At 63.7% G+C, this 24,901-nt stretch carries 22 protein-coding genes; 12 read left to right on the top strand and 10 right to left on the bottom strand.

The features are described from left to right. Nucleotides 1–2: 2 nt before the first annotated feature. The 6 genes from OKW40_RS07785 to OKW40_RS07760 form a co-directional block, all read right to left on the bottom strand. Nucleotides 3–1,187: a Wadjet anti-phage system protein JetD domain-containing protein gene (locus tag OKW40_RS07785; protein WP_429489083.1), complete on the bottom strand. Its 1,185-nt coding sequence runs from the start codon at nucleotides 1,185–1,187 to the stop codon at nucleotides 3–5. Beyond that, a complete protein-coding gene (locus OKW40_RS07780) occupies nucleotides 1,184–4,555 on the bottom strand; it encodes an ATP-binding protein (protein WP_429489081.1) in 3,372 nt (1,123 codons plus the stop codon). Before OKW40_RS07780 ends, OKW40_RS07785 begins: the two co-directional genes overlap by 4 nt. Beyond that, a complete protein-coding gene (locus OKW40_RS07775; RefSeq protein WP_429489079.1) occupies nucleotides 4,548–5,204 on the bottom strand; it encodes a DUF4194 domain-containing protein in 657 nt (218 codons plus the stop codon). The genes OKW40_RS07780 and OKW40_RS07775 overlap by 8 nt, the downstream gene beginning before the upstream one ends. Before the next feature lie 2 nt (nucleotides 5,205–5,206). Then, a complete protein-coding gene (locus tag OKW40_RS07770) occupies nucleotides 5,207–6,667 on the bottom strand; it encodes a DUF3375 domain-containing protein (protein WP_429360895.1) in 1,461 nt (486 codons plus the stop codon). 572 nt (nucleotides 6,668–7,239) lie between these two features. Continuing rightward, nucleotides 7,240–8,220 carry an amidohydrolase family protein gene (locus tag OKW40_RS07765; RefSeq protein ID WP_429489077.1) on the bottom strand — a complete coding sequence of 327 codons (981 nt, stop codon included), beginning with the start codon at nucleotides 8,218–8,220 and terminating at the stop codon, nucleotides 7,240–7,242. A 51-nt stretch (nucleotides 8,221–8,271) separates the two neighbouring features. Next, complete coding sequence (locus tag OKW40_RS07760; RefSeq protein WP_429489075.1) at nucleotides 8,272–9,555, bottom strand: MFS transporter; 1,284 nt, start codon at nucleotides 9,553–9,555, stop codon at nucleotides 8,272–8,274. A 125-nt stretch (nucleotides 9,556–9,680) separates the two neighbouring features. On the opposite strand from OKW40_RS07760, the gene OKW40_RS07755 reads away from it, so the two are divergent. The 12 genes from OKW40_RS07755 to OKW40_RS07700 all read left to right on the top strand — a co-directional run bounded on the left by OKW40_RS07755 (nucleotide 9,681) and on the right by OKW40_RS07700 (nucleotide 20,817). Next, on the top strand, nucleotides 9,681–10,583 hold the full coding sequence (locus OKW40_RS07755) for a LysR family transcriptional regulator (protein ID WP_429489073.1): 903 nt from the start codon (nucleotides 9,681–9,683) through the stop codon (nucleotides 10,581–10,583). Between the two features lie 120 nt (nucleotides 10,584–10,703). Then, complete coding sequence (locus tag OKW40_RS07750) at nucleotides 10,704–11,315, top strand: 2'-5' RNA ligase family protein (RefSeq protein WP_429489071.1); 612 nt, start codon at nucleotides 10,704–10,706, stop codon at nucleotides 11,313–11,315. Between the two features lie 459 nt (nucleotides 11,316–11,774). Further along, entirely contained in the window at nucleotides 11,775–12,176 is a 402-nt protein-coding gene (locus tag OKW40_RS07745; protein ID WP_018417683.1) for a DnaJ family domain-containing protein, read from the top strand. Further along, nucleotides 12,173–12,901: a tRNA adenosine(34) deaminase TadA gene (gene tadA / locus OKW40_RS07740; protein WP_429355697.1), complete on the top strand. Its 729-nt coding sequence runs from the start codon at nucleotides 12,173–12,175 to the stop codon at nucleotides 12,899–12,901. The genes OKW40_RS07745 and tadA overlap by 4 nt, the downstream gene beginning before the upstream one ends. Before the next feature lie 26 nt (nucleotides 12,902–12,927). Next, a complete protein-coding gene (gene ldcA / locus OKW40_RS07735; protein ID WP_429489069.1) occupies nucleotides 12,928–13,854 on the top strand; it encodes a muramoyltetrapeptide carboxypeptidase in 927 nt (308 codons plus the stop codon). Nucleotides 13,855–14,172: 318 nt separating this feature from the next. Continuing rightward, on the top strand, nucleotides 14,173–14,886 hold the full coding sequence (locus OKW40_RS07730) for a GntR family transcriptional regulator (protein WP_429489067.1): 714 nt from the start codon (nucleotides 14,173–14,175) through the stop codon (nucleotides 14,884–14,886). Between the two features lie 368 nt (nucleotides 14,887–15,254). Beyond that, the gene (locus OKW40_RS07725; RefSeq protein WP_429489065.1) at nucleotides 15,255–16,736 is read left to right on the top strand and encodes an NCS1 family nucleobase:cation symporter-1; all 1,482 of its coding nucleotides are present in this window, start codon (nucleotides 15,255–15,257) and stop codon (nucleotides 16,734–16,736) included. A gap of 48 nt (nucleotides 16,737–16,784) precedes the next feature. Further along, nucleotides 16,785–17,567, top strand: coding sequence for an aspartate/glutamate racemase family protein (locus OKW40_RS07720; protein ID WP_429489063.1), 783 nt, complete (start codon nucleotides 16,785–16,787; stop codon nucleotides 17,565–17,567). A 194-nt stretch (nucleotides 17,568–17,761) separates the two neighbouring features. Further along, nucleotides 17,762–18,712 (top strand): allantoinase PuuE, encoded by a 951-nt coding sequence (gene puuE / locus OKW40_RS07715; protein WP_429489061.1) that lies wholly within the window; start codon nucleotides 17,762–17,764, stop codon nucleotides 18,710–18,712. Then, nucleotides 18,709–19,230, top strand: coding sequence for a 2-oxo-4-hydroxy-4-carboxy-5-ureidoimidazoline decarboxylase (uraD, locus tag OKW40_RS07710; RefSeq protein WP_429489059.1), 522 nt, complete (start codon nucleotides 18,709–18,711; stop codon nucleotides 19,228–19,230). Before puuE ends, uraD begins: the two co-directional genes overlap by 4 nt. A 67-nt stretch (nucleotides 19,231–19,297) precedes the next feature. Beyond that, nucleotides 19,298–20,308 carry an allantoicase gene (gene alc / locus OKW40_RS07705; RefSeq protein WP_184056821.1) on the top strand — a complete coding sequence of 337 codons (1,011 nt, stop codon included), beginning with the start codon at nucleotides 19,298–19,300 and terminating at the stop codon, nucleotides 20,306–20,308. Next, complete coding sequence (locus tag OKW40_RS07700; protein ID WP_429489058.1) at nucleotides 20,305–20,817, top strand: ureidoglycolate lyase; 513 nt, start codon at nucleotides 20,305–20,307, stop codon at nucleotides 20,815–20,817. Before alc ends, OKW40_RS07700 begins: the two co-directional genes overlap by 4 nt. Before the next feature lie 95 nt (nucleotides 20,818–20,912). On the opposite strand, the gene OKW40_RS07695 is transcribed toward OKW40_RS07700, so the two are convergent. The 4 genes from OKW40_RS07695 to uraH all read right to left on the bottom strand — a co-directional run bounded on the left by OKW40_RS07695 (nucleotide 20,913) and on the right by uraH (nucleotide 24,487). Then, the gene (locus OKW40_RS07695; protein ID WP_429489056.1) at nucleotides 20,913–22,259 is read right to left on the bottom strand and encodes a type II toxin-antitoxin system HipA family toxin; all 1,347 of its coding nucleotides are present in this window, start codon (nucleotides 22,257–22,259) and stop codon (nucleotides 20,913–20,915) included. Continuing rightward, nucleotides 22,256–22,522 (bottom strand): helix-turn-helix domain-containing protein, encoded by a 267-nt coding sequence (locus OKW40_RS07690; RefSeq protein WP_187618420.1) that lies wholly within the window; start codon nucleotides 22,520–22,522, stop codon nucleotides 22,256–22,258. The genes OKW40_RS07695 and OKW40_RS07690 overlap by 4 nt, the downstream gene beginning before the upstream one ends. 248 nt (nucleotides 22,523–22,770) lie before the next feature. After that, complete coding sequence (locus OKW40_RS07685; RefSeq protein WP_429489054.1) at nucleotides 22,771–23,964, bottom strand: urate hydroxylase PuuD; 1,194 nt, start codon at nucleotides 23,962–23,964, stop codon at nucleotides 22,771–22,773. 169 nt (nucleotides 23,965–24,133) lie between these two features. After that, complete coding sequence (gene uraH, locus OKW40_RS07680) at nucleotides 24,134–24,487, bottom strand: hydroxyisourate hydrolase (RefSeq protein ID WP_018417696.1); 354 nt, start codon at nucleotides 24,485–24,487, stop codon at nucleotides 24,134–24,136. Between the last annotated feature and the right edge of the window lie 414 nt (nucleotides 24,488–24,901).

Here is a 24,901-nt window from a genome sequence, read left to right as displayed (position 1 = left end):
TTCTAAGCGCAAGCCCGCTCTTCGAGCGCCGCCCTGACCCACCCGAATCCCACGCGCTCCTGCTCGAGCCGCAATCCATGGCGAATCCGGTTGTCGCGGAGGTCATCGAAGAGTTCCCGCTCTTTGGCCGTGAGCCGCGGCAGATCGCGCGTGACCTGATCGCCTTCTTCTCCCCAGAACGCTTCATGCGCCACCAGCGTCGCGCGGTCCATCAAGAACGATCCAACATGCGGGAACCGGCTGCGCAATTGATCGAGAATGGCGAAGCCGTGCGTGTCGATGTCGCCCCAGTAGTGGAGCGCACAGTCCGTGAGCCATCGCGCCGGCTCGAGAGCTTCCCAACCGTAGCCCGCCCCGAAGAGCACGATCGACTGCGGAACGTCGGGAAACGCCAAAAAATTTATCTCGTTTTCCGTAATGAACACGTGGCGGCATGGCAGTGTGAGGCGCGCGAAGCTGTCAGCGTCGAGTGCGATGTCGGGCCGGCCCATGCCGGGCAGAACGGCGAGCCTGTCATCGAGCGCGCGAAATCGAATCCGAGGCGGCTTCTCGCGGAACCCGTAGCGAGCAGCGAATTGGCCGGCGGCTGTCCGGCTGCTGTCGATTGACTCCGACGGCAGCACGAGATCGAGCCATTGGGCGAGGACGCCGCGCCGCGCCTCGATGAATTTCGTGTCGACGTTGGCGATTTCGGCCTGGCGAAGATATACGCCCGGCTGCGGATGTGCTTGCAGCCAATCGACGACTGCCAGCAGTCGTTCCCAATCGCCTGCGAATTCGAGTGCTTGCAACGGGCGCTGCGCAAGCCACGTGGTGAGCTTCGGCTGGCGCGAGCGTGTGATTTCGAGCAGCCGCTCGAACTGCGCTGCGTCGCGGCGCTTGCCGGCGACCGCGAGCGCATCGTCCAGACTGTCCACCCAAGCTGCTTGTGGCAAACGCTGCAGGCCGAGAATGCGATGATTGATTTCTCGCCATTCGATGCGTACGCGCGGTGTCGCGGCAATCTCCGCGATCCATGCGCGTACCGCGTCGAAGCGTTCGGCCAATTCGGACGAGCTCGGGCCTTTTATCGTCAGACGTAGCGGGAACAGCCCCTCGGTGCCGTCTACGAGGCTCCGCAGCCATTCGCCACGCTCCCATAGGCGCTGGAGGCGAACGCGCAGTTCGGCGGTCGTCGTCCAATTCATTGCTCGAACTCCGCCTTGCGCGCGCGGTACTCCTCGATCGACAGGTTGCGCAGCTTCGAGGCGCGTCCGCCCTCGTTCTGAACGAATCCGACGCTCGAAACGAACGGCTCGATGATGTGAATCTTCTGCAGCGGCGTGACGATCAGCAGTTGCAGGTTCAGTTTTTGAAACAATGTGAGACCGTATTGCGCCGATTCGTCGGAGCCTCGTCCAAACGCCTCGTCGATGACGACGAAGCGGAACGATCGAGAACGCACGGCGCCCCATTCGAGGCCGAACTGATAGGCGAGACTCGCGGCAAGGATCGTATAGGCGAGCTTTTCCTTCTGGCCGCCCGATTTACCGCCCGAGTCCGAATAGTGCTCGTATTCGCTGTCGTCCTCACGCCAACGCTCGCTGGCGGCGAACAGAAACCAGTTGCGCACGTCGGTCACTTTGGCGCGCCAGCGCCGGTCCTGCTCGGTCAACCCTTCGCGGCCGCGGAAGCGGTCAATGATCCGTTTGACTTGCAGGAACTTGGTCTCCGAGTATTGGCTATCGTCCGAGCCGGTGAGTTCGCCCTCGGTGCAAGCACGCAGGTCGCTCTGGAATTCGCGGATCTCCGCGTCGGGGCTGGACTGACTCTCGAGGACGATGTATCGGCCCGCGTTGTAGTCGATTTGTCGCAACGATTCGTTGATGCGTTCGATACGTTCCTTGATCGTTTGCCGTTCGCGGGCGAGCTGGCCGTGGAAGTTGGCGATCTCGTTGATCGTATTGACGTTGAGCAGCTCTTTGAAACGCGCTTCGAAGCGCGGCAAATCGTCCGCTTGCAGCCGCGCGAGCATGTCACGGTACTCTGAGGTCGCGTCGAGGCTCGCATCGAAGTCGGCCGTTTCGAGCTTGTAGGCATCCTTGAAGGCCGCCATGGCCTTGACGATTTTTTCGGCAAGGCGGCCGAGCGACTTCGTTTCGTTGTCGATACGGGTTGTCAACGTCTCTCGCACGTCCCGCTCGCGGTTGTCGCATGACTCGACGGAAAGCTGGTGTTCGCCGAGAATCTCCGCTCGCAGCGCCTCGATTCGCTCGGCAAGTTCGGCATTCACTTGCGCAACGAGCGCGTGCGTCTCGTCGCGCAACGTTTGCGCTGCCTCCCGCCTGGCCAGGATACCGCCCAGTTCCGAGTCGGTTTCCGAGATCGCCGCTTCACTCTCTGTCAACGACGCTTGCGCCGAGTCCAATTGGGCCGTTAGCTCCGCGAGGGCGTCGCTTGCCGCTTCGAGGCGGGCTTTTTCGTCTGCCAGACGTGCGATCGCGGTCGCGCAGCTTCCCCAGTCGATGTCGCGGAAGTCGACGAACTCGCCGATGCGCGCAAGCGCTTCGAGCTGCTCGCGCACCTTCGCGTGCTCGCTTTGAGCTTCTTCAAGCTTCTGTCCGATCTCGCCAAGCCGAACCTCGAGCGCTCGCCGTTGGGCTTCGAGGGCGGCAATTTTGGCCGTGTTGCTCCAACCCAGCACGTAGCGGCTGCGATCGTCAAGCGCGCGGCGGTCGTCTTTTTCGTGGCGCTCGCCAAGCGCTTTCGCCTGGCCCGCACGCGTGATCGCGCGCATCTCGCGCCGAAACTGCTCCTGCGTATCGCAGCATGCATAGTCGAACCGGCGGCCGATTTCGCGCTCCAGCCAGCCATAGAACAGCGAATCGGGCTTGATCGCGAGTTTGTGCGCGAGCGAGTGGCGGTGTAGCTCGATGGCCTCGGCTGCGCGCGCGGTGCGTTCAGAGCGCACGCGAAAGTAGACGAGCCGCCCCCGGAGATGAGTGCGATCGACCCACGCCGCGACGTTCGCATAGTGCTCGTCGGGCACGAGCAGCGACAGGCCGAAGTTGTGCAGGACGCGCTCGGCGGCGCCCTCCCAATCGCGCGCATCCTCTTGCACCTGAATGAGTTCGCCGGCGAACGGCAGGGCGTCTTCCTCCAGACCTAGCGCCGAGCATAGGCTCGCCCGCATCGCGACTTGTTCCTTGGGGATGTTGTTACGTCGAGCTTTCAGGCTCGCGATTTCGTCCTCTAGCAGATCACGCTGCGCTTTCCCTTCGCGAAAGGCCACGCTCCATTCGGTAATCGCATTTTGCTCTTGCGCTTCGTCGTCGACGAGCGAGCTGCGCCGCTCGGCCAGACGTTGGCGTTGGGAAGCGAATGCGGCCTCATCCGTGGCCTCGGTTTCGCCGAGCAGCGTAACGATGGCGGCATAGCGTTGCGCGCGTTCGCGGCGACGCGCGCTTTCTCGCTCGTGCTGGCGGATTTCGACCTCGAGCTGCGCGATGCGATCGCCGCCTTGTTCGGCCACGGCGCGGCGCAAATCGTCCACGCGCTGGCGCGCCTGGTCGCGCGCTTCTTCGTGCCGCGCCTTGCGTGATATTGCACGCGCGTGATCCTCGTCGAGCAATTGGAGGCGGCGCTCGATGAGGCCGAGCTTGAGCCCGGCGAAGTAGGGTTTCAGTGCTTCACGGCACGCTCGCCAGCCTTCGAGAATGTGTCCTTGCTCGCTGTGGCGATCGCAGTCGTCGACGAGCGGTGTCAGCAGTTCCACCTGGCGCTTGGCTTTCAGTACCGCCTCGTGCGCGCGATTCAGATCGTCGAAGTGAGTGATCAGCGCGTCGACGCGCGGTGCAACGTCGAACGGTTCAAGCATGTGGCTGCGTACGAAGTCGGTGAGATTGCCCACCGATTTCATCGATACCGTTTGATGGAAGAGCTCGAGCGCTTGCTCGTTTTCGATTCCAAAGCGCCGCCGGAACCAGGCGCTGTATTTCGGAAATGTGTCCTCGATTTCGGCACCCAGCCCGCGCAGCTTTTTGCGCAGCTGTGCGATGTCGGTGCCGAAGCGCGAGAAGTCAGCGGCGATCGAGAGGTCGCGTTCGGCACAGACGAAGAATCGCGCGGGTTGAGCCTGTGCGTCTTTCATCCAGAACACCTGCGCGAGTGTGACTGTGGCATCGTACCCGGCGTTACGAAACACGCCCAAAACCACCGAATAGCTGTTATGGTCGCGCAGGCTCACGGGCTTGGCCGTCCCCGTGACCTCGTTGCGCTCCGACTTGTAGTAGCCAAGCACATACGAGCGTAACGTACGTTCCTTGCTGTCCGCGCCTGCCGCCTTGTTGTAGGCGATGCGCTGCGCGGGCACGAGGAGGGTGGTGATGGCGTCGACGAGCGTCGACTTGCCGGAGCCGATGTCTCCTGTCAGCAGGCCGTTGCGGCCATCGACCCGCAGCACCCAGACTCGTTGGTCGAAGGTTCCCCAATTGAAAACCTCGAGCCGCTCGAGGCGAAAGCCCGTCAGGGCGTCGTCGACGGCAAAATCGAGGCCGAGCGTGCGCGGCTCATTCATCGCGACTCTCCTGTTGGTCAGAAACCGTCGAATCTTGAAGGTGGTGCGCCCGATAGCTCGCGAGCCGCGCGTCGAAATCGAGCAGCCATTGCGCATCGACGAACGCCTTGAGAATGCGCCGCACCTCGAATGTGGGCGGTCCGCTCGTGGTCTTCATCCGGCGTAGGAAGCCGAGCTCGACGATCTTGTTCACGTGTGTATCGATTTGATCGACCAGGCGCGCCTCGTTGGTGCTCGCGGGAAGGAATACGCGTACGAGTTCGACGATGTCCTCGCGCGCAAGGACGAGCCGCGTGTCGCCGCCGCCAGCATCCCATTCCGCCAGCTTCTTTCGCAGCAGCGCGAGCAGCAGGCTCACGGGGAACGAGAGTGGACGCCGGGCAACGAGCCGGGGTAGCTGAGCCTGTTCCCCATCGACTTCAGCGTCATGCGCGGCGCGGCTTTTTACGAAGGCGTAGCCTTCCGCCTCGTCCACGACGAGCTCGAGGCCAAGCACGGCGACGTAGTCGCGCGCGTGCGTCTGCAATTCGAGCAGTGCGGCCCAGAGGCGCTCGTTTCGATCACGATAAACCACGCCCTTGAGCAGCGCGATGGCAACTGTCGACAAATCGCCTCGACCAGGCGACGAGGCTTGCTGTTCTTCCGTCATCTCTACCTTGTGAAAATCACACGCGGCATCGTCGTGCGCTTAATGATTGGTGTTCCGTTGGCGTCGTTCGCCTGCCACTCGATCGTATCGGAAATGGTCTCATCGACGGTCGCGCGAAATGATCCAGCTTCGGCGCTCAGTTGCAAATAGGCGACGAGCTCGGCGAGCCCATGCTCGAGAGGCTGCGAAGCGGTCAGTTCGGCAAGCGTCACTTGCGGCCGATCTTGCAGGCATCGGCGGATATGGCCTGCGAGGCGCGCGCGATCGACGACGATCTGCGCGTAGAGTGCCGAGGCATCGAGGTTCGCCTCACCGGTTTCGATTGAGACGTTGGCAATGAGAGGGCGCAGCGCCGGCGCGTAAAGCGGGCGTTCCATCGGCAGCTCGATGTCAGTGGATGCGGTCTCGATCTCCATGACGGAGCCTGGTGGGGGCGCTTCGCGCAGCGCAAGCGCTTTCGTTTCGATACCGCGCAGAATGTCCATGATGCGGCGGTTTTCGAGCCACGCTTGATCGTCGAGGAAGCGTCGAAGCTGCTGCGAGAGCTGAGCTACCGTGCGCTGCGTATGCTCGCCGGCTTCCAGCCAGTCATAGTGGACGCGCCGCGTGCGCGCGTCGGGCCTCATTTCCATGACCGCCGGCAGCGCCAGCACGCGCTCGAGCCGTTTCGAGAGTTCCTCTTGACGGCGGCTCGACATCAGGAAGTCCCAAAACGCCCGGAAGCTGCTGCCCTGGTCCGAATCGGCGATCGCGTCGCGCTCGCCCATGATTTCCTCGATGAGCGCACCCTTCGATCCTTCCCAGAGCGCGATTCGCTCGCGCACATGTCGGTCCAGCAGCCGAAAGTTTTGTTCGACTTCACGGAAATCCGTTAGCAGGTCGCGCGCCATCTGCATGAATTGCTGAAAGCGGTCCTTGAGCGCGGCATCGTCGAGCAGCCGAACGTCACCGGCCTCCACGCGGGCGATTTCTTCGTCGATCTGGCCGCGCCGCGTGTGGAGCTCGGCAAGACGCCTTTCGGGGTCCGCCTCGCTGCCTTCGCCCATCTGCCGCAGCAGCTCGAAAAGTGTCAAGAGCCTCGATTCCGTGCCGACAAAGCTGCGTTCCGTCAGCGTGCCGAGCCACGCGATCGCTTTCTCCGTGGCGGGTGTCAGGTCGAACTGCGGTTCATCGGATCCTTGGCGATAGTACTTGCGCAACCATCCCTTTTCAGGGCTGGCCCAGTCGTTCAGATACTCGAGCGCCGGCTTCGGGAAGGCGTCATCGCCGAGTTGTTCGCGCAACGCGTAAAGCTCATCTTCGAGTGCTTCGGCAAGAAGCGGAGCCGCCACCACGCGCACGTTTGGCGCGACGAACACGCGGTGCAGGAAGCTGACAGCGAGCGGCGCGTGGTCGGAGCGTAACAGGCGCCAAGCGGGATGGCGCGTGCGCAGCGCATCGAGGGTAGGGTAGTCGAGGGGCATCGGTGCGAGATGACGGGTTCGGCACTGCTGAGGAGATCGCCGATCTTTGGCTCAAAAGGCCAGTATCCTACTCCGACTGTCATCCCAATTTTGCAAGGCTCCGCTCTGGAATGAGTCTCACGGTGTTTCTGGCGGTGTACGTGGGCGCCCGCGCAGGGGTTCGCTCACGGTATCGAATCGGCTTCAGATGCTCGGTCTTGCTGGCTTTTTAAACGGAGCGGGTGCCGATTGTCCAATGCCGTGCAATGGAAGCCATTAACTGCCGAGCCAGAATTTCGGTATGACTGACGGTATCGACCCCGCGTGACCAGGCGGAAACGCCGTTCCCACAAGGCTCCAGCCGGCTGATTGCCGATCGAGTGGGCGTGATTGGACGTCCCGCACGTACCGGCACGATCGGAGGACCTGATGCGCCGGAATACGCTGGCAATTCTGTTCTCGCAACGACACCTTCGCCCTTGCACCGCGCGCGACGACTACCGCGGCGCTCGCGCGATCAGATCGTCTTGCAGCGCCGCGTAGGTGGCGACCAGCTGACGGTTCCTGGCAGGTAGCTGCCGTCGCGACTCGCGTCAGAACCCGAAGACCCGCAGCGCGTTGTTGCCGCGGATCGCGTCGCATTGCTCCTTCGGCAGACGCGCGGTGTTGGCGAACGCGCCGCGAATGTCGTACACCTGATGCGGCCAGTCGGTCCCGAACATCACGCGATCCGCGCCGACCACCGAGACGAGAAATTCGAACGACGCCGGGCTATACGTGATGCAGTCGTAGTAGATATGGCGCAGATAATCGATCGGCTTGCGCTTCATCTTGCGACGTTGCGGGATCTCGACCTCGTTGCCTTTCTCGAAGCGGCCCGCCAGATAAGGCAACGCGCCGCCCGCATGTGACGCGATGAGCTTCAGATCCGGATACTGATCGAAGAAGCCTTCGAAGATCATGCGCGTGATGGCGAGCGTCGTGTCGAACATGAAACCGACCGCCCAGCTCAGATCGAACTTCGTCATGTCCATCAGATCGACGCCGGGCGGATCGGTCGGATGCACGAGCACCGGCAACGCGCGACGGTCGATCTCGGCCCAGATCGGCGCGAACATCGGATCGGTGAGGCTGCGTCCCGCGATGTTCGCGAGCACCATCACGCCGCTCGCGCCGTTCTCGCAGGTGCGGCGCAGTTCGTCGAGCGCCGCTTCCGGATATTCCCACGGCAGCGACGTGAACCAGCGGATGCGGCCGGGATATTTGGCCTGTGCTTCGGCGATCGTGTCGTTCGATTCGCGCGCGGCGAGGCAACTGGTTGCCTGATCGCCCCAGTACACGTTCGGGCAGGTCAGCGACACGACCGAAATATCGATGCCCGATTCATCCATCTGGCGGATCCGCATGTCGAAATCGAAGTGGCCTTTTTGCGGAATCACGACCGGCGTGTTGCCGCGAAACACTTCCTGCTGACCGTCGGGGCGCGTCTGAATGTTGTACGCACCGCCGCGCTGCCGCAGCAGTTCGAGCCATTTGTGCGTGAAGATGTGCGTATGAACGTCAATGACAGGCATGCGGGATCTCCCGGAGAAAGTGCGGGTAAGAGGAAAACGGGGATGAGCGGGCTACTGGGTGGCGAACTCGTTCACCGGCGCGGCGCGGCGTTTCAGCATGAACGCGCCGATCAGGCCGAGCGCGAAGAACACCGCGCAGAAATGCGCAGGCATCATGTTGTTGCCAGTCACGTGCAGCAGCCACGTCAGCACCATCGGCGAGAAGCCGCCGAAAACGGCCGCGCCGATGTTGTACGAGATCGCGAGGCCGGTCGAGCGGACTTCGGTCGGAAACAGGCCGGCGAGCGCGGTCGGAATCGGCGCGTTCGACGCGCTGATCAGCAGCGCGAAGCCGAGTTCGACGGACATGATCGACGCGAACGACGGCGCGTTGACGATCCAGTAGTAAGCGGGGTACAGCACGACGAGAAACAGCGCGAGCGCGACGCGAATCATGCGCTCGCCGCCGATGCGATCCGCGAGATGACCGAATAGAGGAATCGTCACCACGCGCAGCAGCACGCTCGCGAGCAGCACGGAAAACGGCAGCGTCACCGGCATATGCAGGTTCTGCACCGCGTAAATCGGCAGATACGTGATGATCACGTAGGCCATCACGTTGAGCGCGGCCGACAGCGCGGTCGCGACGAACAACTCGCGCGGATAGTGCATCACGACGCGCGAGAGCGGCACCTTCACACGCGCGCCAAGCTTCTGGAACGCCTCGGTTTCGGGCAGGTTGCGGCGGATATAGAAGCCGACCGGGCCGATCAGCAGACCAAGCAGGAACGGAATGCGCCATGCCCACGACTCGAGCGCCTCATGCGTGAACAGATGCGTGAGCGCGCTGCCCATCGCGACCGCGAGCAACGCGCCCAGGGCCTGCGCGAACATCTGCCAGCTGCCATACAGATTGCGGCGCGCTGTCGGTGCATATTCGATCAACATCGCGGTCGCGGTGCCGAATTCGCCGCCGGCCGAAATGCCCTGCAACAGACGCGCGCACAGCACGATCGCCGGCGCGATCAGGCCGATCTGCTGGAAGCCGGGGGTGAGCGCGATCATCGCGGCGGCCACCGTCATCATCGCGATGACGAGCGTGAGGCCTGCCTTGCGGCCTTTGCGGTCCGCGTACATGCCCAGCAGAATCCCGCCGAGCGGCCGCACGACGAAGCCCGCGCCGAACGTCGCCGTGATGAGCATCAGCGCGGCGTACTCGCTGTGGCTGGGGAAGAACTGCTTCGCGATGATGATCGACAGAAACCCGAACACGACGAAGTCGTACCACTCGAGCACATTGCCGAGCGTCGACGCCATTGCGCCGATCAAGCGTTTGCGCGAATCGATTGCTGTCACGACTGTCTCCTGTCGTTTTTTGAACGGCTGTGCGCTGCGTAGGAGAGCAATGTAGGGTACTGTCCGAATGAAAACAATCGAACAAAATCAATGGTCCCATAAAGTAACTTTATGATTGCGCTTCCATGACTCCAACCATCAAACAGTTGCGTGCATTCGCGCTCGTCTGCCGTTTCGGCGTGCTGACGCGCGCTGCCGACGAGATGTTCATCACCCAGCCCGCGGTCAGCGTATTGATCCGGCAAATGGAGGTGGCGCTCGGCCTGAGGCTGTTCGACCGCACGTCGCGCTCGTTGCGGCCGACCGCGGCTGCGCATGAAATCCTGCCGACCGTCGAGCGGATGCTGCGTGATCTCGAGTCGATCCAGTCGAGCGTGAAGGAACTGGCCGGGCGTGAGCGCGGTCGACTGCGCTTCGCGGCGACGCCGTCGATCGCGGCGGCGATCGTGCCGAAACTGCTCGCCGAATATCGCGCGCTGTACCCGAACATCGAGGTCTCGGTCGACGACGCCGCGCCCGATCGCCTGACCGCGTCGACGCTGACGGGCGACGTCGAGTTCGGCATCGGCACGATCAGCGAGCGCCCCGAGGGCATCACGCTGCAATGCCTCGCGCGCGACAACTTGTGCGCGATCTGCCGCAAGGATTCGGCACTCGCGAAAAAGCGGCGTGTGAGCTGGAACGATGCGCTGCAGTATCCGTGGCTCGGCATCAAGTCGACGAGCGGCATCCGCAAGTTGATCGACGAAACGTTGTTCACGCTCGGCATGCGCAAGGCGGTCGAGTACGAAGTGTCCTATATGACGACCGGGCTTTCGATGGTGCAGGCCGGTCTCGGCATCGCGATTTTTCCGGGCATTCTGCTTGGGTCGTTTCCACATCGAGATCTGGTCGCGCGCAGACTCGAAGCGCCGCTCGTCACACGCGACGTGAATCTGATCCGACGCGCCGAGCATTCGCTGTCGCCGGCGGCCGAGTCGTTTATCGAGCTTTGGTACAAACGCATCGGCAAGCCGGCCGATCTGTAGCGCGTCGCAGTTGCACACGGCCTGTCGTACTGTATGAATATACAGTATCATGACTGCAATGGGCCGCTTGCGCGGCGGTGTGCGGATCGACGGAAAGAATCAGCGAAGGAACGAGGCGCGATGCCTGAACAACTGTGGTTGCCCGGGCTCGAGGCGCCGTCCCCGCCCACCGACGGGCTCTTTTTCGCGGTCTATCCCGATGCCAATACCGCGGCCGGTATCGCGAAGTTCGCGCAGCAGCTTTGTGTGGAGGCACGCATGCGTAGCGGCGGGCACAGCGGCGTGCGCGGCAAACCGCTCGCGGCGAACCGCTTGCACGTCACGCTCAGGCATCTCGGCAATTTCGCGGGCGGCTTGCCGGCGGATGTGGTCGAGGCGGCGAAACGGGCGGCCGAGGCGGTCAGCATGGCGCCATTTACGGTCGAATTCGACGCGGTCGCCAGCTTCGCGAAAAGGCCGCGGCTTGGGCCGGCGGTGCTGGTGGGCGAGCACGGTGTGCACGGACTGCAAGCGCTTCACGATGCGCTCGAAGCGGGCTTGCGCGACGACGGCATCGAGCCCGACGCACGTTTTACGCCGCACATGACGCTGGCGTACGGGATGCAGTGGATCGAGCGCCATACGGCCGAGGCGGCGTGCTGGAATGTGCGCGAGTTTGCGCTGATGCACAGCCTGCTGGGACGGACCAGACATGTCGTCCTCGCGCGTTGGCCGTTGGTGGGGCCGAGCTGAGGGAGGGGCATAGGCCACCTCGGTAACGAATTCGCGGCTGTTTCGCGAGGCGCCGGCTAGAACCGCACGCTCGTCCCGCAGCCCCCGGCATAGGCTCCGCCGCTCGCCGCGGCGCCACCGCAAAAAACGCCGCAGCCGGAAAGCAGCGCGGCCGCGGTAATCGCCGCCAGCGCGCTACGCACGCCGATCCGCCGAGACGCTTGGACGGGAAGAGCACTGGGACGGCCGATCGGTTTGAATGGCATGGCGGCGTCAAATTCGACGAGAGGGAACCTCTGCGTGCCGCGCCGGTTAAGCGCCGCGCGCGTTGTGCGACTTGATGACTTACTCTAAGTCCACGCTGAAGCACCGTCAAATGCCGGGTTGCCGGCAAATCGGCGCCTTTATGCCGTCAAGTGAGCACGGAGCGTCCGTGCGCTCCCTGATAGAATGCTCGGGCCGCAACGTTGTGGATTGCAGATGAAATTGCTTGATGCGCTTGTCGAACAGCGTATTGCCGCCGCCGCTGCGCGCGGAGAATTCGACGACTTGCCGGGAGCGGGCGCGCCGCTGGCCCTTGACGACGATGCGTTGGTGCCGGAAGAGGTGCGCGTCGCCAACCGGATTCTGAAAAATGCGGGCTTCGTGCCGCCCGCCGTCGAGCAGCTTCGCGCGTTGCGCGATCTGCAAACGGAGCTGAATGCCGTGAGCGATCAGCCGACCCGTTGCCGTCTCCAGGCGCGCATGCTCGCGCTCGATATGGCGCTCGAATCGCTGCGCGGCGGCCCGATGGTCCTGCCGCGCGAATATTGCCGCCGCATCGCGGAGCGTCTCTCTGAGCGCGTGGGCAATGTCGATGTGGCCGCCGCGGGTTCGCAGTGAACGAGCCGCTCCCGTGTGCCGCCTCGATCGGCTCTTCTGCGCAAGCCGAGGCCGGTGAGAAATCCGTTGGCGCTTGCATCGGCGCGGTCTTCGCACCGGCGGCTGATCACCCGATGGCCGCTGCCGCCATCCCTCCCGGAAATTCCGACGCTGCCATCATCTCCGAACGCGACCTGCGCTTCATGGCGCTCGCTCAGGCCGCCGCCGAAGAAGCGCGCGCAGCCGGCGAAGTGCCGGTCGGCGCGGTGCTCGTGCGCGGCGACGAAGTCATCGCCACGGGCTTCAATCATCCGATCGGCGCGCATGACCCGTCCGCGCACGCCGAAATGGTCGCGCTGCGCGCAGCCGCGCAGTCGCTCCAAAACTACCGTCTGCCGGGTTGCGAACTCTATGTGACGCTCGAGCCTTGCCTGATGTGCGCCGGCGCGATCATGCACGCGCGCATCGCCCGTGTCGTGTTCGGCGCGCGCGATCCAAAAACCGGCGCGTGCGGCAGCGTGGTCGATGCGTTCGCGAATCCTCAGCTGAACCATCACACGACGGTCAGCGGCGGCGTCCTCGAAGCCGAATGCGGTGCCGCGCTCAGGTCGTTTTTTGCCGAGCGGCGTCGGACGAGTCGCGCAGCCCGCGCGGCGGCGCGTGGCGAAACGGCTGAAGCGGCCGAAGCGGCCGTGGACACCGCCACACCCTCCAGCAGCGAACCGCCCCCAACCACGCCGCTCTAAAACAACAACGCCCAACGGGTCTCGCCATGACCGCATCTCGCACCATCGAACTGATTGCGCCATCCGGCTATCCGCATGATCCGGAGGTGCTGCATCGCGCGCTGCATCGGCTGCGTGCGCAGGGGCATCGAGTCGACGGCGAGGAGGCCGCGAAGCGCCGCTACCAACGCTTCGCGGGCACCGACGGCGAGCGCGCGGCCGATCTGAACCGGCTCGCCGATCCATCGCGTGAGCTGCCCGATGTCGTGTTGGCCGTGCGCGGCGGCTACGGCGCGGTGCGGATTCTGCACGGTCTCGACTACGAAGGGCTGCAGCGGCGGCTCGCCGATCAGCCGATAGCGCTGGTCGGTCACAGCGACTTCACCGCGATCCAACTGGCGCTGCTCGCGCGGGCCGGCTTGAAGACCTTCGGCGGCCCGATGCTGATGAGTGATTTCGGCGCCGAGCAGCTCAGCGAATTCACGATGCGGCATTTCTGGTCGGCGTTGACGCAGCCGACCATCACGGTCGCGAGCGACACGCCGCAAGCGCAGAGCGTCGACGTAACGGGCACGCTGTGGGGCGGCAATCTGGCGGTGGTGGCGTCGCTTGTCGGCACGCCGTACATGCCGCGGGTGCAGGGTGGAATCCTGTTCGTCGAGGACGTCAACGAGCAGCCGTTCCGCATCGAGCGGATGATCTATCAACTGCATCTGGCCGGCATCCTCGCGCAGCAGAAGGCGCTCGTGCTCGGTGATTTCTCGGGCGGCAAGCCGTACGACTACGACAACGGCTACGACCTGCACGCGATGGTCGAGCAAGTGCGCTCGCTGATCGGCATTCCTGTCGTGACGGGGCTGCAGTTCGGGCACGTTCATAACATGGTGACGCTGCCGGTCGGCGCGGACGCGCATCTGGTCGCCAATGCGCATGGCTTCAGGCTGACGGCGTCGGGCTATCCGAGCATTGGCTGAAGCCGTCGTGGGCGGGGCGGAGGCGGGCGGATCGCCCGCTTTTTTTGCGCCAGTAACGCAACTAACTGTCAGCATCTCCACACTCACCACCTCCCACACCCATCGCCAATGTTTGCAGTTTTTGTTGACAAAAACTGGCTGCCAGTACTCGTCTTGGCATTATAAAAAACGGGTAAGATTCCCGCCAGACAGCCGTGCAGCTTGGCTCACAGCCTTCCGCTGACGCCACGCAGCACAAAAACTGTCGAAAATCGACGCAAAAATTGTTGACAATATTTGTGTCCGTCCTATGATGACCAACATACCGAGACGCCAATCATGTCCGACACCGAATCCGTCGCGAACAGTTCGAAGCCCGAAGCAATCGCCGAGCGCATCCGCGCGGCGATCCTCGAGCACCGGCTGGCACCCGGCGCGAAGCTCACCGAAGCTCAGCTATGCGAAGTATTCAGTGTGAAGCGCGGCCCCATCCGCCAGGCGCTGTCGCAGCTGGCGAGTGAGCGCCTCGTCGATCTCGAGCCGAATCGTGGCGCGTTCGTCGCGAGTCCGTCGTTGCAGGAGGTGCACGAGGTGTTCGAAATGCGCCGCATCATCGAGCTGGCCGTCGTCGAAAAGATCTGTAGCGGACACGGCATGCGGCGTCTGAAGAACATCGGCGGCATGATCGGCCGGGAACGCAAGGCATTCGAAACGCGGGATTTTCCGGCATGGATCCGCTTGTCGGGCGAGTTTCATACGGAGCTCGCGAACCTGACCGGCAACTCAGTGCTGTGCGATTGCCTGAACGGGCTGGTCGCGCGTTCCACGCTGATTTCCGCGCTGTACGAATCGCTCGGACGCAGCCCGTGCTCGTTCGAGGACCACGAAGCGATTCTCGCCGCGCTCGACGCCGGCGATGCGAAGCAGGCGGCCGCGCTGATGTCGCGCCATCTGCAAAGCGTCGAGTTGAAGATGCTGGAGCGCCCCGCGCGCGGGGCAGCGGATCTGCATGAAGTATTCGGCGCGCTTGCGTCGAAAGAAGCATCCACCTAGACAGCCGAAGCCGACTCCACCCCAGGCTGAGGCAAGCAGCAGGCGAGCGCCCGTTCGTGGTGCGCGCCGCACTGAATTGAACTGAACCGATAGATGCACGGCCAGGCGGCCTCGCGTGAGCGCCGCCGGCCTGAACACGCACGTCCGTCGCGAGACGACGGAGCTCGGGGTAGCGACGCATCGCCGGAAAGCCGCGGCGGCTGGCGATGCGACAACCACAAGTACGTCAGTACGGAGACACGCGCGGCACGGTCCGGAACCACGACGCCGACTTCTTCGACCCACGCGGGACGAGAAGCGAGCAACTGGCATGGCCGATGCAATGTCCGTCGATGCTCTTTCGACGGTCCCTATCCAAAGGAGGAATCATGGCTCAGTTCAGTGCAGCGCCAGGCAGTCACCCCATCTCCAACTATCCGGACGGCACGGCTCAAACCGATCCGTCGATGCCGGCCGGCTACAGCGAGCGGCTCTACAACGAGGACCTCGCGCCGCTGCGCGCGCAGAACTGGAGCGCGTACAACATCTTCGCGTTCTGGATGTCGGACGTGCATAGCGTGGGCGGCTATGTATTCGCGGGGAGTCTGTTCGCGCTCGGCCTGACGAGCTGGCAGGTGCTGGTGTCGCTGCTGATCGGCATCACGCTCGTAAACGTGCTGTGCAACCTGATCGCGAAGCCGAGCCAACTGAACGGCGTGCCGTATCCAGTCGCGTGCCGTGCGACCTTCGGCGTGCTCGGCGCGAATGTCCCCGCAGTGATCCGCGGCCTGATCGCGGTCGCGTGGTACGGCATCCAGACCTATCTCGCGTCGAGCGCGCTCGTGATCGTCGTGCTGAAGTTCGTGCCGCAACTGCTGCCGTATGCGGACGTGCATCGGCATGGTCTGCTCGGTCTGTCGACGCTCGGCTGGGCGGGCTTCATGCTGCTGTGGGTACTGCAGGCGCTGGTGTTCTGGCACGGCATGGAGACCATCAAGAAGTTCATCGACTTTGCCGGGCCAGCCGTCTACGTCGTGATGTTCATTCTCGCCGGCTACATGGTGTATCGCGCGGGTTGGCGCAACATCGGCATCAACCTCGGCGGCGTCAAATATCACGGCATGGAAGTGGTACCGGTGATGATCACGGCGATCTCGCTGGTGGTGTCGTACTTCTCCGGACCGATGCTGAATTTCGGTGACTTCTCGCGCTACGGCAGGAGCTTTCGCAGCGTCAAGCGCGGCAACTTCTGGGGCCTGCCGGTCAACTTCCTCGCGTTCTCGCTCGTCACGGTGATCACCACCGCGGCCACGCTGCCGGTGTTCGGCGAACTGATCACGGACCCGGTCGAGACGGTGGGCCGCATCGACTATCCGATGGCCGTGATTCTCGGCGCGCTGACCTTCACGATCGCGACGATCGGCATCAACATCGTCGCGAACTTCGTGTCGCCGGCCTTCGACTTCTCGAACGTCGCGCCGCGTCTGATCAGCTGGCGCGCGGGCGGCATGCTCGCGGCGGTCGCGTCGGTGTTCATCACGCCGTGGAACCTGTTCAACAATCCGGCCGTGATCCACTACACGCTCGACGTGCTCGGCAGCTTCATCGGGCCTTTGTACGGCGTCCTGATCGTCGACTTCTACCTCGTCAAGCGTCAGAAGATCGTGCTCGACGATCTGTACACGGTCGCGCCGAGCGGCTCGTACTGGTATCGCAACGGCGTCAACTATCGCGCGGTGGCCGCGTTGCTGCCGGCCGCGCTGATCGCGGTGATCTGCGTGATGGTGCCGGGGCTCGACGGCTGCGCGAATTTCTCGTGGTTCATCGGCGCGGGACTCGGCATGCTGTTTTACCGGATGCTCGCACGCTGAGTTTCACGGGCTTTCGTCGCTGCCATAACGAGTCGAACAGGAGTCGCCATGCGTATCAAACTGATCAATCCGAACACGACGCGCCGCATGACCGAGGCGATGGGGCGCTGCGCGCGCGACGTCGCCGCGCCCGGCACCGAAGTGATCGCCGTCAATCCGACGATGGGGCCGCCGTCGATCGAGGGCTATTACGACGAAGCGCTCGCCACGCCCGGTCTGCTCGCCGAAGTCGCGGCGGGCGAACGGGACGGCTGTGACGGCTACGTGATCGCGTGCTTCGGCGACCCCGGTCTCTATGCGGCCCGCGAGTTGGCGCGCGGCCCGGTGATCGGCATCGCCGAGGCGGCGATGCACGCGGCGAGCGTGCTCGCGCCGGGCTTTTCGGTCGTGACGACGCTCGCGCGCACCTGCGGCATGGCCTGGCATCTGGCCGAGCGCTACGGCATGAAGCGCTTCTGCCGCAACGTGCGTGCGACCGACGTCGCCGTGCTCGATCTCGACCAGCCGGGCTCGGCGGCGCGCCGCATCATCCTCGACGAATGCCGGCGCGCGCTCGCCGAGGACGGCTCGGACGCGATCGTGCTCGGCTGCGCGGGCATGGCCGAACTGTGCGCGGAGATCGAGGATGCGCTCGGCGCGCCGGTGATCGAAGGCGTGACGGCGGCCGTCAAATGGACCGAGGCGCTGGTGACGCTGCGTCTCGCGACGGCCAAGCGCGGCGACTACGCGCGGCCGCTCGCGAAGCGCTACGACGGCGCGCTCGCGTCGTTCAGCCCCGGTCCGCTGCGGGTAAACGCCGAGTCGGCGGACTCGCACATACACTCGCTGTAACACGCACTATCTGCCCGGCTGTATGGGCGCACCGGGGTGTTTTCGCTACACTGGGTCAACTCGGCGCTGGGGTTTCCGCAGCCGCTGAAGCCGCCCGTTGCGTGGCTACACGTGTGAACCCCGCACCGTTGCCGAGGGGTTTCGAACCGCGTTCACGCGCATTCCTGGTCCCGTCACTACGCATCCGTCAAACCATGCCACTCGACCCGAACTACCCACGCGATCTGATCGGCTACGGCCGCCACCCGGTGCATCCGAACTGGCCGGGGCGAGCGCGCGTTGCGGTGCAATTCGTCCTCAATTACGAAGAGGGCGGCGAAAACTGCGTGCTGCACGGCGATCCCGCTTCCGAGCAGTTCCTGTCGGAGATCGTGGGCGCGGCGGCGTATCCGGCGCGGCACATGAGCATGGAGTCGATCTACGAATACGGCTCGCGCGCGGGCGTGTGGCGCATTCTGCGCGAATTCGAAAGGCGCGACCTGCCGCTGACGGTGTTCGGCGTCGGCATGGCGATCGAACGGCATCCAGAGGTTGCGCAAGCGTTCGTCGAACTCGGACATGAGATCGCGTGCCACGGCTATCGCTGGATTCACTATCAGGACATGTCGCCGGAGCAGGAGGCGCAGCACATGCGCCTCGGCATGGAGGCGATCGAGCGCGTGACCGGCGTGCGGCCGCTCGGCTGGTACACCGGCCGCGACAGTCCGAATACCCATCGGCTGGTCGCCGAATACGGCGGCTTCCTGTACGACTCCGATTACTACGGCGACGACCTGCCGTTCTGGATGGACGTCGAGGTGGCGGGCGGCAAGACCGTGCCGCAGCTGATCGTGCCGTACACGCTCGACACCAACGACATGCGCTTCGCCACCCCGCAAGGCTTCAACACCGCGGACCACTTCTTCACCTACCTGCGCGACGCGTTCGACGTGCTGTACGAAGAGGGCGACGAAGTGCCGAAGATGCTGTCGATCGGCATGCACTGCCGGCTGCTCGGGCGGCCGGGGCGTTTCCGGGCGCTGCAGCGCTTTCTCGATCACATCGAACAGCACGATCGCGTGTGGGTGTCGCGGCGCGTCGATATCGCCCGGCACTGGCACGAAACTCATCCTTACCAGCAAGACAACCGCGAGGCTGCGGCATGAAGGCGATGCAATACACCCTGGACCAACTCAACAGTATCTCGACCGACGCGTTCGTCGCGGCGCTGTCGGGCATCTTCGAGCATTCGCCGTGGGTCGCCGAAGTCGCGGCGCGGGAGCGGCCGTTCGCGAGCATCGACGAGCTGCATCGCAGGATGTCGCAGATCGTCGAAACGTCTGGCGAGGACAAGCAGCTCGCGCTGATCAACGCGCACCCGGAGCTGGCCGGCAAGGCCGCGGTGCGCGGCGAGCTGACCGCCGAGTCGACGCGCGAGCAAAGCGGCGCGGGTCTCGCGCAATGCACGCAGGAAGAGTTCGACAAGCTGCATGCGCTCAATCAAGCGTATCGCGAGAAATTCGGTTTTCCGTTCATTCTCGCGGTGCGCGGCTACGACCGCCACGGCATCATCGCGAACTTCGAATCGCGCGTGAACAACAGCCGCGCCGACGAACTGCGCGCGAGCCTCGATCAGATCTATCGCATTGCACGTTTGCGGCTCGACGACCTGATCGGCGCGTGACGCGCATTGCGTCACGCAGCGAGCCGTAACGTTTTTCCCGCACCAATCGATCTCAAGGACGACAAAGATGGCACTTCCGATTCTCGACCCCAACGCACCGGAATTCACGCGCCGTTACGTGAACCTGGCGGACCCGCGTCTGGGCGCGCAGGCGCTCGAGGCCAGCGACGAATTCTTCGCGCCGAAGGACCGCATGCTGAATCCGGAACCGGCCGTCTTCATTCCGGGCAAGTACGACGACAACGGCAAGTGGATGGACGGCTGGGAAACGCGTCGCAAGCGCACGACCGGCTACGACTGGTGCATCGTCAAGCTCGCGCGGCCCGGCGTGATCAAGGGACTCGACCTCGACACGAGCCACTTCACCGGCAACTTCCCGCCGGCGGCGTCGGTGGAAGCGGCGCGCGTTGCGGATGGCGAGCCGAATCAGGCGACGCAATGGACCGAGATCGTGCCTTCGACCACGTTGCAGGGCAATAGCCACCACTACCTCGAAGTCGGCGACGCGAGCGCGTACACGCATCTGCGCGTGAACATCTATCCGGACGGCGGCATCGCGCGTCTGCGTGTTTACGGTCAGCCGCAGGTCGACTGGGCCGGCGCGAGCCGCACCGAGCAGTTCGATCTCGCGGCGATGGAAAACGGCGCGTATCTGGTCGGCGCGAACAACCAGCACTTCGGCGCGGCCTCGACGCTGCTGATGCCGGGTCGCGGCGTGAATATGGGCGACGGCTGGGAAACGCGTCGTCGTCGCGAGCCGGGCAACGACTGGGCGATCATCGCGCTCGCGCAGCCGGGCGTGATTCGCAAGATCGAAGTCGACACCGCGCACTTCAAGGGCAATTATCCGGATCGCTGCTCGATCCAGGCCGCGTACGTGAAGGGCGGGACCGACAGCTCGCTCGTCACGCAGGCGATGTTCTGGCCGGTGCTGCTCGGCGAACAGAAACTGCAGATGGACAAGCAGCATTTCTTCGAGAGCGAGATCGCGGCGCTCGGGCCCGTTACGCATGTGCGCTTCAACATCTATCCGGACGGTGGCGTGTCGCGTCTGCGTCTGTGGGGTACGCTCGAATGAAAGCGCTCGCCATCGAAGCGCTGACGAAAGCGGCGTTCGCCGCATTCGGCGACGTGATCGAACTCGAAGGCGCGAAGCAGATTCCGATCAACCTCGGCACGACGATCCGCTATCACGACCTCGCGAAAGTCGACGTGGCCGACGAGCACGGCCGCACGCTCGTCAATCTGTTTCGTGGCCAGCCGCGCACGCTGCCGTTCGAAGTGAAGATGCTCGAGCGTCATCCGCTTGGCAGCCAGGCGTTCGTGCCGCTCAACGACAAGCCGTATCTGGTCGTCGTCGCGCCCGCGGGCGAACTCGGCACGAAGAAGATCCGCGCGTTCGTCACCACTGGCTGGCAGGGCGTCAACTACGCGAAAGGCGTGTGGCACCATCCGCTGATCGCATTGGGCGAGGCGAGCGACTTTATCGTCGTCGATCGTGGCGGCGAGGGGCTCAATCTGAACGAGCAGGATCTGGCGGAGTCGCTGTGGCTCACGGAGGATGCGCTGAGCGCGGTGGCGGTTTGATGGCGATGCGGCTGCCGGGTCGCCGGCAGCGTTGTGGTTCGAAGAACAGGCCCGCGACGTGCGTTACGTCGTGGGCTTTTTTGCATGGATGGCGATCACTTGCGCCTGCCAAGCAGCGGCGAATGCCCAATGACTTCCCTTGACCGTTCGGGCGGCTCCGGCGCCGAAAATCCCGCTGCTTCGATGGCCGGCTTGAGCCCCCTGAATTGCAGGCTTTTCTTCGGCGAGCGCAGCGATGTCATGCCGTCGTCCCATGCATGCAGCATCTGCTTGGCGAGCGCACGCCATTGCGGTTCGTTGCGCGCTGCTTCGATCAACTCGTGGCCGACGTCGACAGCGGAGTCGCACAGCGCTTCAACCATCTGCGCATATTGCCGCGGGGCGATGCCCATGCGCGTGTTGAAAAATCGTTCCAGCGTTTTACCGGCTGCCCAGGTTTTGCGGCCGTCGACAGGCAGCCCGGGCGGATTGGCTGCGAAGCGCGGATAAGCCTGGGTCGTCACGACATCGTAGACGGGCGTGAACGCAACGTCGTCGACCGAGGTATAGAACAGTGCGACGTTCTTGGTGTGGCAGTCCGCATTGCGCACGACGTAGTTCGTCAGCAAATGCCAGCCGAGTTGCTCGAGTTGCATCCGCATGGTGTCGCGATCGAGCAGATACGCTCTTGCCGCGTTGAGCATTTTCTCGCTCGTCGAATGGTATTTTTCGTGCGGCGGCAAGCCGAGCAGACCGCACAAGTCTTCGACGCCATACGCCGGCAGTCCCTGCGCGTCGACATCGAAGCGCTCGACGACGAGCGCCCTGCCATCGTCCGACATCCGCGTGCGCGCAACGGGCGCCACTCCCAGCCGCTCCAGCACCCGCATCGAATGGAACTCGTTGAAACCGAGAAAGGGCGTGTTGTCGTCCGAACCTTTGACGATGTGACGGCTCGTTCGAATCGTCGGCTTACCGAGCTGCACCGGTGTCGATGCGGCAGACTGCGCCTGCGGCGCGATGAACTTCGGCACGACGCCCGAAATGGCCGCTCGCGCGTATTCACGTACGAGTTGCGCGAAATGTTCGGCGGTATTGTCGCCGTGCAGGATGTGCTGGACGTCGAGCGCCTGCAGTTCGGTGCCCGGCGCCACGCCTTCGGGCGTCACTGTGACCCGGCCGATCCCCATCGAGCCCACGACGGCGAGCAGTGACAGATCGGTTCCGTCGAGCAAGGGCCCGAATTGCTCGCGGATCAGATTCAGCAGATAGCCTTCAGGCAGGTTCTGCCGGAAAAACGGATGCAGGTCGCGTGGCCAGCGCCAAGGCTCTTCGCGCACCGGCATCGTCAGGCTGACGAAGTCGGCCGCGTTCGCATCGCCGTGATATTTGAGGACATAGTCATCGCGCTCGCGAAACAGCGTGGCAACGTTCTTGCCTAGCACCTGAACGTCGAGCTTCATGGCTGCGCGTCCGGGCTGCGCTGTTCAGCGAGGATGTCTTCCAGCGTGCGGCCATGTCCATGCGCGACGAACTTGAGGTCGTAACCGGCAGCCTCGAGCAGGCGCACGAGCACGGACACGCTCATATCGTTCCTGGCGAGCGTTTCCATCCGCGCGACGGTCGTGCGGGCCACGCCCGCGCGGCGCCCAAGTTCTTCCTGCGATAGTTTGCTGTCGCGTCGCACGGCTTTCAGCATGTCCGAGACATCGGCGAGGTTGGTCATTTGTAGCCTCAGGGCGTCAAATTCAGCGTATTTGGCATTTATTGTAGCCCAAGAGACACAGCAGGGTTGCTCGTATTTGTGTCTGCAAGGCTACATTTTATGTATTTTTGCCGATTTTTGTAGCCCGAGGGCGACAGATTCCGCACGTCACCTTCCCAAACAACAACGGGCTTGCCGCTCTCGCGACAAGCCCGCTTCGCACTCCAGCCTCTGCCTCGGCACCGGCTCCGTGATCCGGACAGACGTCCTTACTTCGCCGCGCCGCCTTCGAACCACGCGGCGATCTTCATCCGCTCGTCGTCGGTCATATGCGTGACGTTGCCGAGCGGCATCGCCTTTAACGTGACCGCCTGCTGGTAAATGCGCTGCGCGTTCTGCGAAATTTCGTCGGGCGTATCCATCAGCACGCCGGCGGGCGCGCTGCCCATCATCGTCGGATGCGCGGAGTGGCAGGCCACGCAGCGCTGCTGCAGCACCGGCGCGATGTCGGCGACCTTCAGCGTCGGCGCGTTGGCGGCCTGCGCCTGCGGCACCATCGGACGCGGCATGGTCCACACGAGTGCCGTGCACATCAGCGCGACGCCGACGATCGGCAGATACCACAACACCTGGCCGCGATGGCGCATCACGAAGAACTGACGGATCAGCGCGCCGGCCAGCATGATGACGACGAGCACCGCCCAGTTGTACGGATGCGTGTAGGTCATCGCGTAGTGGTTCGACAGCATCGCGAACACGACCGGCAGCGTGAAATACGTGTTGTGCACCGAGCGCTGCTTGCCGCGCTTACCGTAGATCGGGTTCGGCGTGTCGCCCTTCAGCATCGCGTCGACCATCTTGCGCTGGCCCGGAATGATCACGAAGAACACGTTGGCCGACATGATCGTCGCGAGCATCGCGCCCATGATCAGATACGCTGCGCGGCCCGCGAAGATATGGCAGGCGAGATACGCCGCGATCAGCACATAAACGCCGACGCAGATGCCGAGAAGTTTGTCGCGTGTGCCGAGAATGCGGCACAGCGAGTCGTAGACGATCCAGCCGGCCGCGAGGAAGCCGATCGCCGAGGCGACGGCGACCACCGGCCCCATGTCGAGCACGTTCCTGTCGATCAGGTAGGTGCTCGGCGAGAACAGATACAGCACGGTAAAGAGACCGAAGCCCGACAGCCACGTCGTGTACGACGGCCATTTCGACCAGTGCAGGTCTTCGGGCATTTCGGGCGGCGCGACCGTGTACTTCTGCATGTTGTAGAAGCCGCCGCCGTGCACGTGCCACAGTTCGCCGAACACGCCGCGACGGCGCTGGTTCGGATCGGTCGGCGGCTTCAGGCTGTTGTCGAGCGCGACGAAATAGAACGATTCGCCGATCCATGCAATGGCGGCGACGACGTGGAACCAGCGAATCGCGAGGTTCAACCAGTCGGTGATAAAGCCTTCCATGAAACTCCTCCACTTCTGATTCGTTGCGCGCGCGATGACGTTCGACGTCGTCGGTCATCGCGCCGACTGCGGATAGAAGACGCAGCGCGGGTTGTTATGGGTATCGCGGGGCGTTGTGCCTGTCCAGGTCTATTCGTGCCGGTTCGGACGCGGCTCGCATCCAGCAGGGCTAGCTGCCCCGATACGTGCTGTACGAAAACGGCGACACCAGCAGCGGCACGTGATAGTGCGCGTCGGCATCGGCGACGCCGAAGCGCAGCACGACGCGATCGACGAAGCGTGGTTCCGGCACCTTCGTGCCGAGCGACGCGAAGTAGTCGCCCGCGCCGAACACGAGTTCGTACTCGCCCGCGACGAGCGCGTCGCCTTCGAGCAGCGGCTCGTCGCAGCGGCCGTCGTGATTGGTGACAGTGGTTTTGAGCGCGCGGCGCGTGTCGCCCGCGAGCGCGAAGAGTTCGACCTTGATGCCTGCGCCGGGACGGCCGTTCGCGGTGTCGAGCACGTGGGTAGTGAGCTTGCCCATTCGCAATTGTCCTTGTGTGAATGCGAGGTGTCGGCGGCGGCCCGATCCATTACGTTTGCGGCGGATCGAGGCTCCACGTCAGTGGCTACATACCCGTCGGCGAATCGAAGCGAGCGCCGTGGCAGCCATTGTAGAAAGGATGCTCTGTCCCGAGCGCGAGCGATAGGAAAGATAATAGTTCGCGCATGATGGACAGCCAGACGAAAGCCGCGCCGGCTCATCGGCCGATCGTACCGGCGCCAAAAATGCACCACTATATTGGCGGTGTGAAGTTGGGTATCGCAACCGCGCGGGTTGTCAGCGGGATTTTGGCTACCGAAGGTAAGCGCTGTGCGTCGCGACACACCCGTGCAAAGGCAGGCCTTTGGCACGGACAACCCCGAAGACGGCGACTCACGCTGGGTAACCGGGCCA

Source organism: Paraburkholderia sp. RAU6.4a, assembly GCF_050435625.1.
GTDB lineage: Bacteria > Pseudomonadota > Gammaproteobacteria > Burkholderiales > Burkholderiaceae > Paraburkholderia > Paraburkholderia tuberum.
This window is presented reverse-complemented; position numbering and strand designations above follow the sequence as displayed.

Excerpts from the sequence above, each read along its gene's own strand:
- OKW40_RS07785 (WP_429489083.1), bottom strand. The coding sequence starts at position 1,187 with ATGAATTGGACGACGACCGCCGAACTGCGCGTTCGCCTCCAGCGCCTA.
- OKW40_RS07780 (WP_429489081.1), bottom strand. The coding sequence starts at position 4,555 with ATGAATGAGCCGCGCACGCTCGGCCTCGATTTTGCCGTCGACGACGCC.
- OKW40_RS07775 (WP_429489079.1), bottom strand. The coding sequence starts at position 5,204 with ATGACGGAAGAACAGCAAGCCTCGTCGCCTGGTCGAGGCGATTTGTCG.
- OKW40_RS07770 (WP_429360895.1), bottom strand. The coding sequence starts at position 6,667 with ATGCCCCTCGACTACCCTACCCTCGATGCGCTGCGCACGCGCCATCCC.
- OKW40_RS07765 (WP_429489077.1), bottom strand. The coding sequence starts at position 8,220 with ATGCCTGTCATTGACGTTCATACGCACATCTTCACGCACAAATGGCTC.
- OKW40_RS07755 (WP_429489073.1), top strand. The coding sequence starts at position 9,681 with ATGACTCCAACCATCAAACAGTTGCGTGCATTCGCGCTCGTCTGCCGT.
- OKW40_RS07750 (WP_429489071.1), top strand. The coding sequence starts at position 10,704 with ATGCCTGAACAACTGTGGTTGCCCGGGCTCGAGGCGCCGTCCCCGCCC.
- OKW40_RS07745 (WP_018417683.1), top strand. The coding sequence starts at position 11,775 with ATGAAATTGCTTGATGCGCTTGTCGAACAGCGTATTGCCGCCGCCGCT.
- ldcA (WP_429489069.1), top strand. The coding sequence starts at position 12,928 with ATGACCGCATCTCGCACCATCGAACTGATTGCGCCATCCGGCTATCCG.
- OKW40_RS07730 (WP_429489067.1), top strand. The coding sequence starts at position 14,173 with ATGTCCGACACCGAATCCGTCGCGAACAGTTCGAAGCCCGAAGCAATC.
- OKW40_RS07725 (WP_429489065.1), top strand. The coding sequence starts at position 15,255 with ATGGCTCAGTTCAGTGCAGCGCCAGGCAGTCACCCCATCTCCAACTAT.
- OKW40_RS07720 (WP_429489063.1), top strand. The coding sequence starts at position 16,785 with ATGCGTATCAAACTGATCAATCCGAACACGACGCGCCGCATGACCGAG.
- puuE (WP_429489061.1), top strand. The coding sequence starts at position 17,762 with ATGCCACTCGACCCGAACTACCCACGCGATCTGATCGGCTACGGCCGC.
- uraD (WP_429489059.1), top strand. The coding sequence starts at position 18,709 with ATGAAGGCGATGCAATACACCCTGGACCAACTCAACAGTATCTCGACC.
- alc (WP_184056821.1), top strand. The coding sequence starts at position 19,298 with ATGGCACTTCCGATTCTCGACCCCAACGCACCGGAATTCACGCGCCGT.
- OKW40_RS07700 (WP_429489058.1), top strand. The coding sequence starts at position 20,305 with ATGAAAGCGCTCGCCATCGAAGCGCTGACGAAAGCGGCGTTCGCCGCA.
- OKW40_RS07695 (WP_429489056.1), bottom strand. The coding sequence starts at position 22,259 with ATGAAGCTCGACGTTCAGGTGCTAGGCAAGAACGTTGCCACGCTGTTT.
- OKW40_RS07690 (WP_187618420.1), bottom strand. The coding sequence starts at position 22,522 with ATGACCAACCTCGCCGATGTCTCGGACATGCTGAAAGCCGTGCGACGC.
- OKW40_RS07685 (WP_429489054.1), bottom strand. The coding sequence starts at position 23,964 with ATGGAAGGCTTTATCACCGACTGGTTGAACCTCGCGATTCGCTGGTTC.
- uraH (WP_018417696.1), bottom strand. The coding sequence starts at position 24,487 with ATGGGCAAGCTCACTACCCACGTGCTCGACACCGCGAACGGCCGTCCC.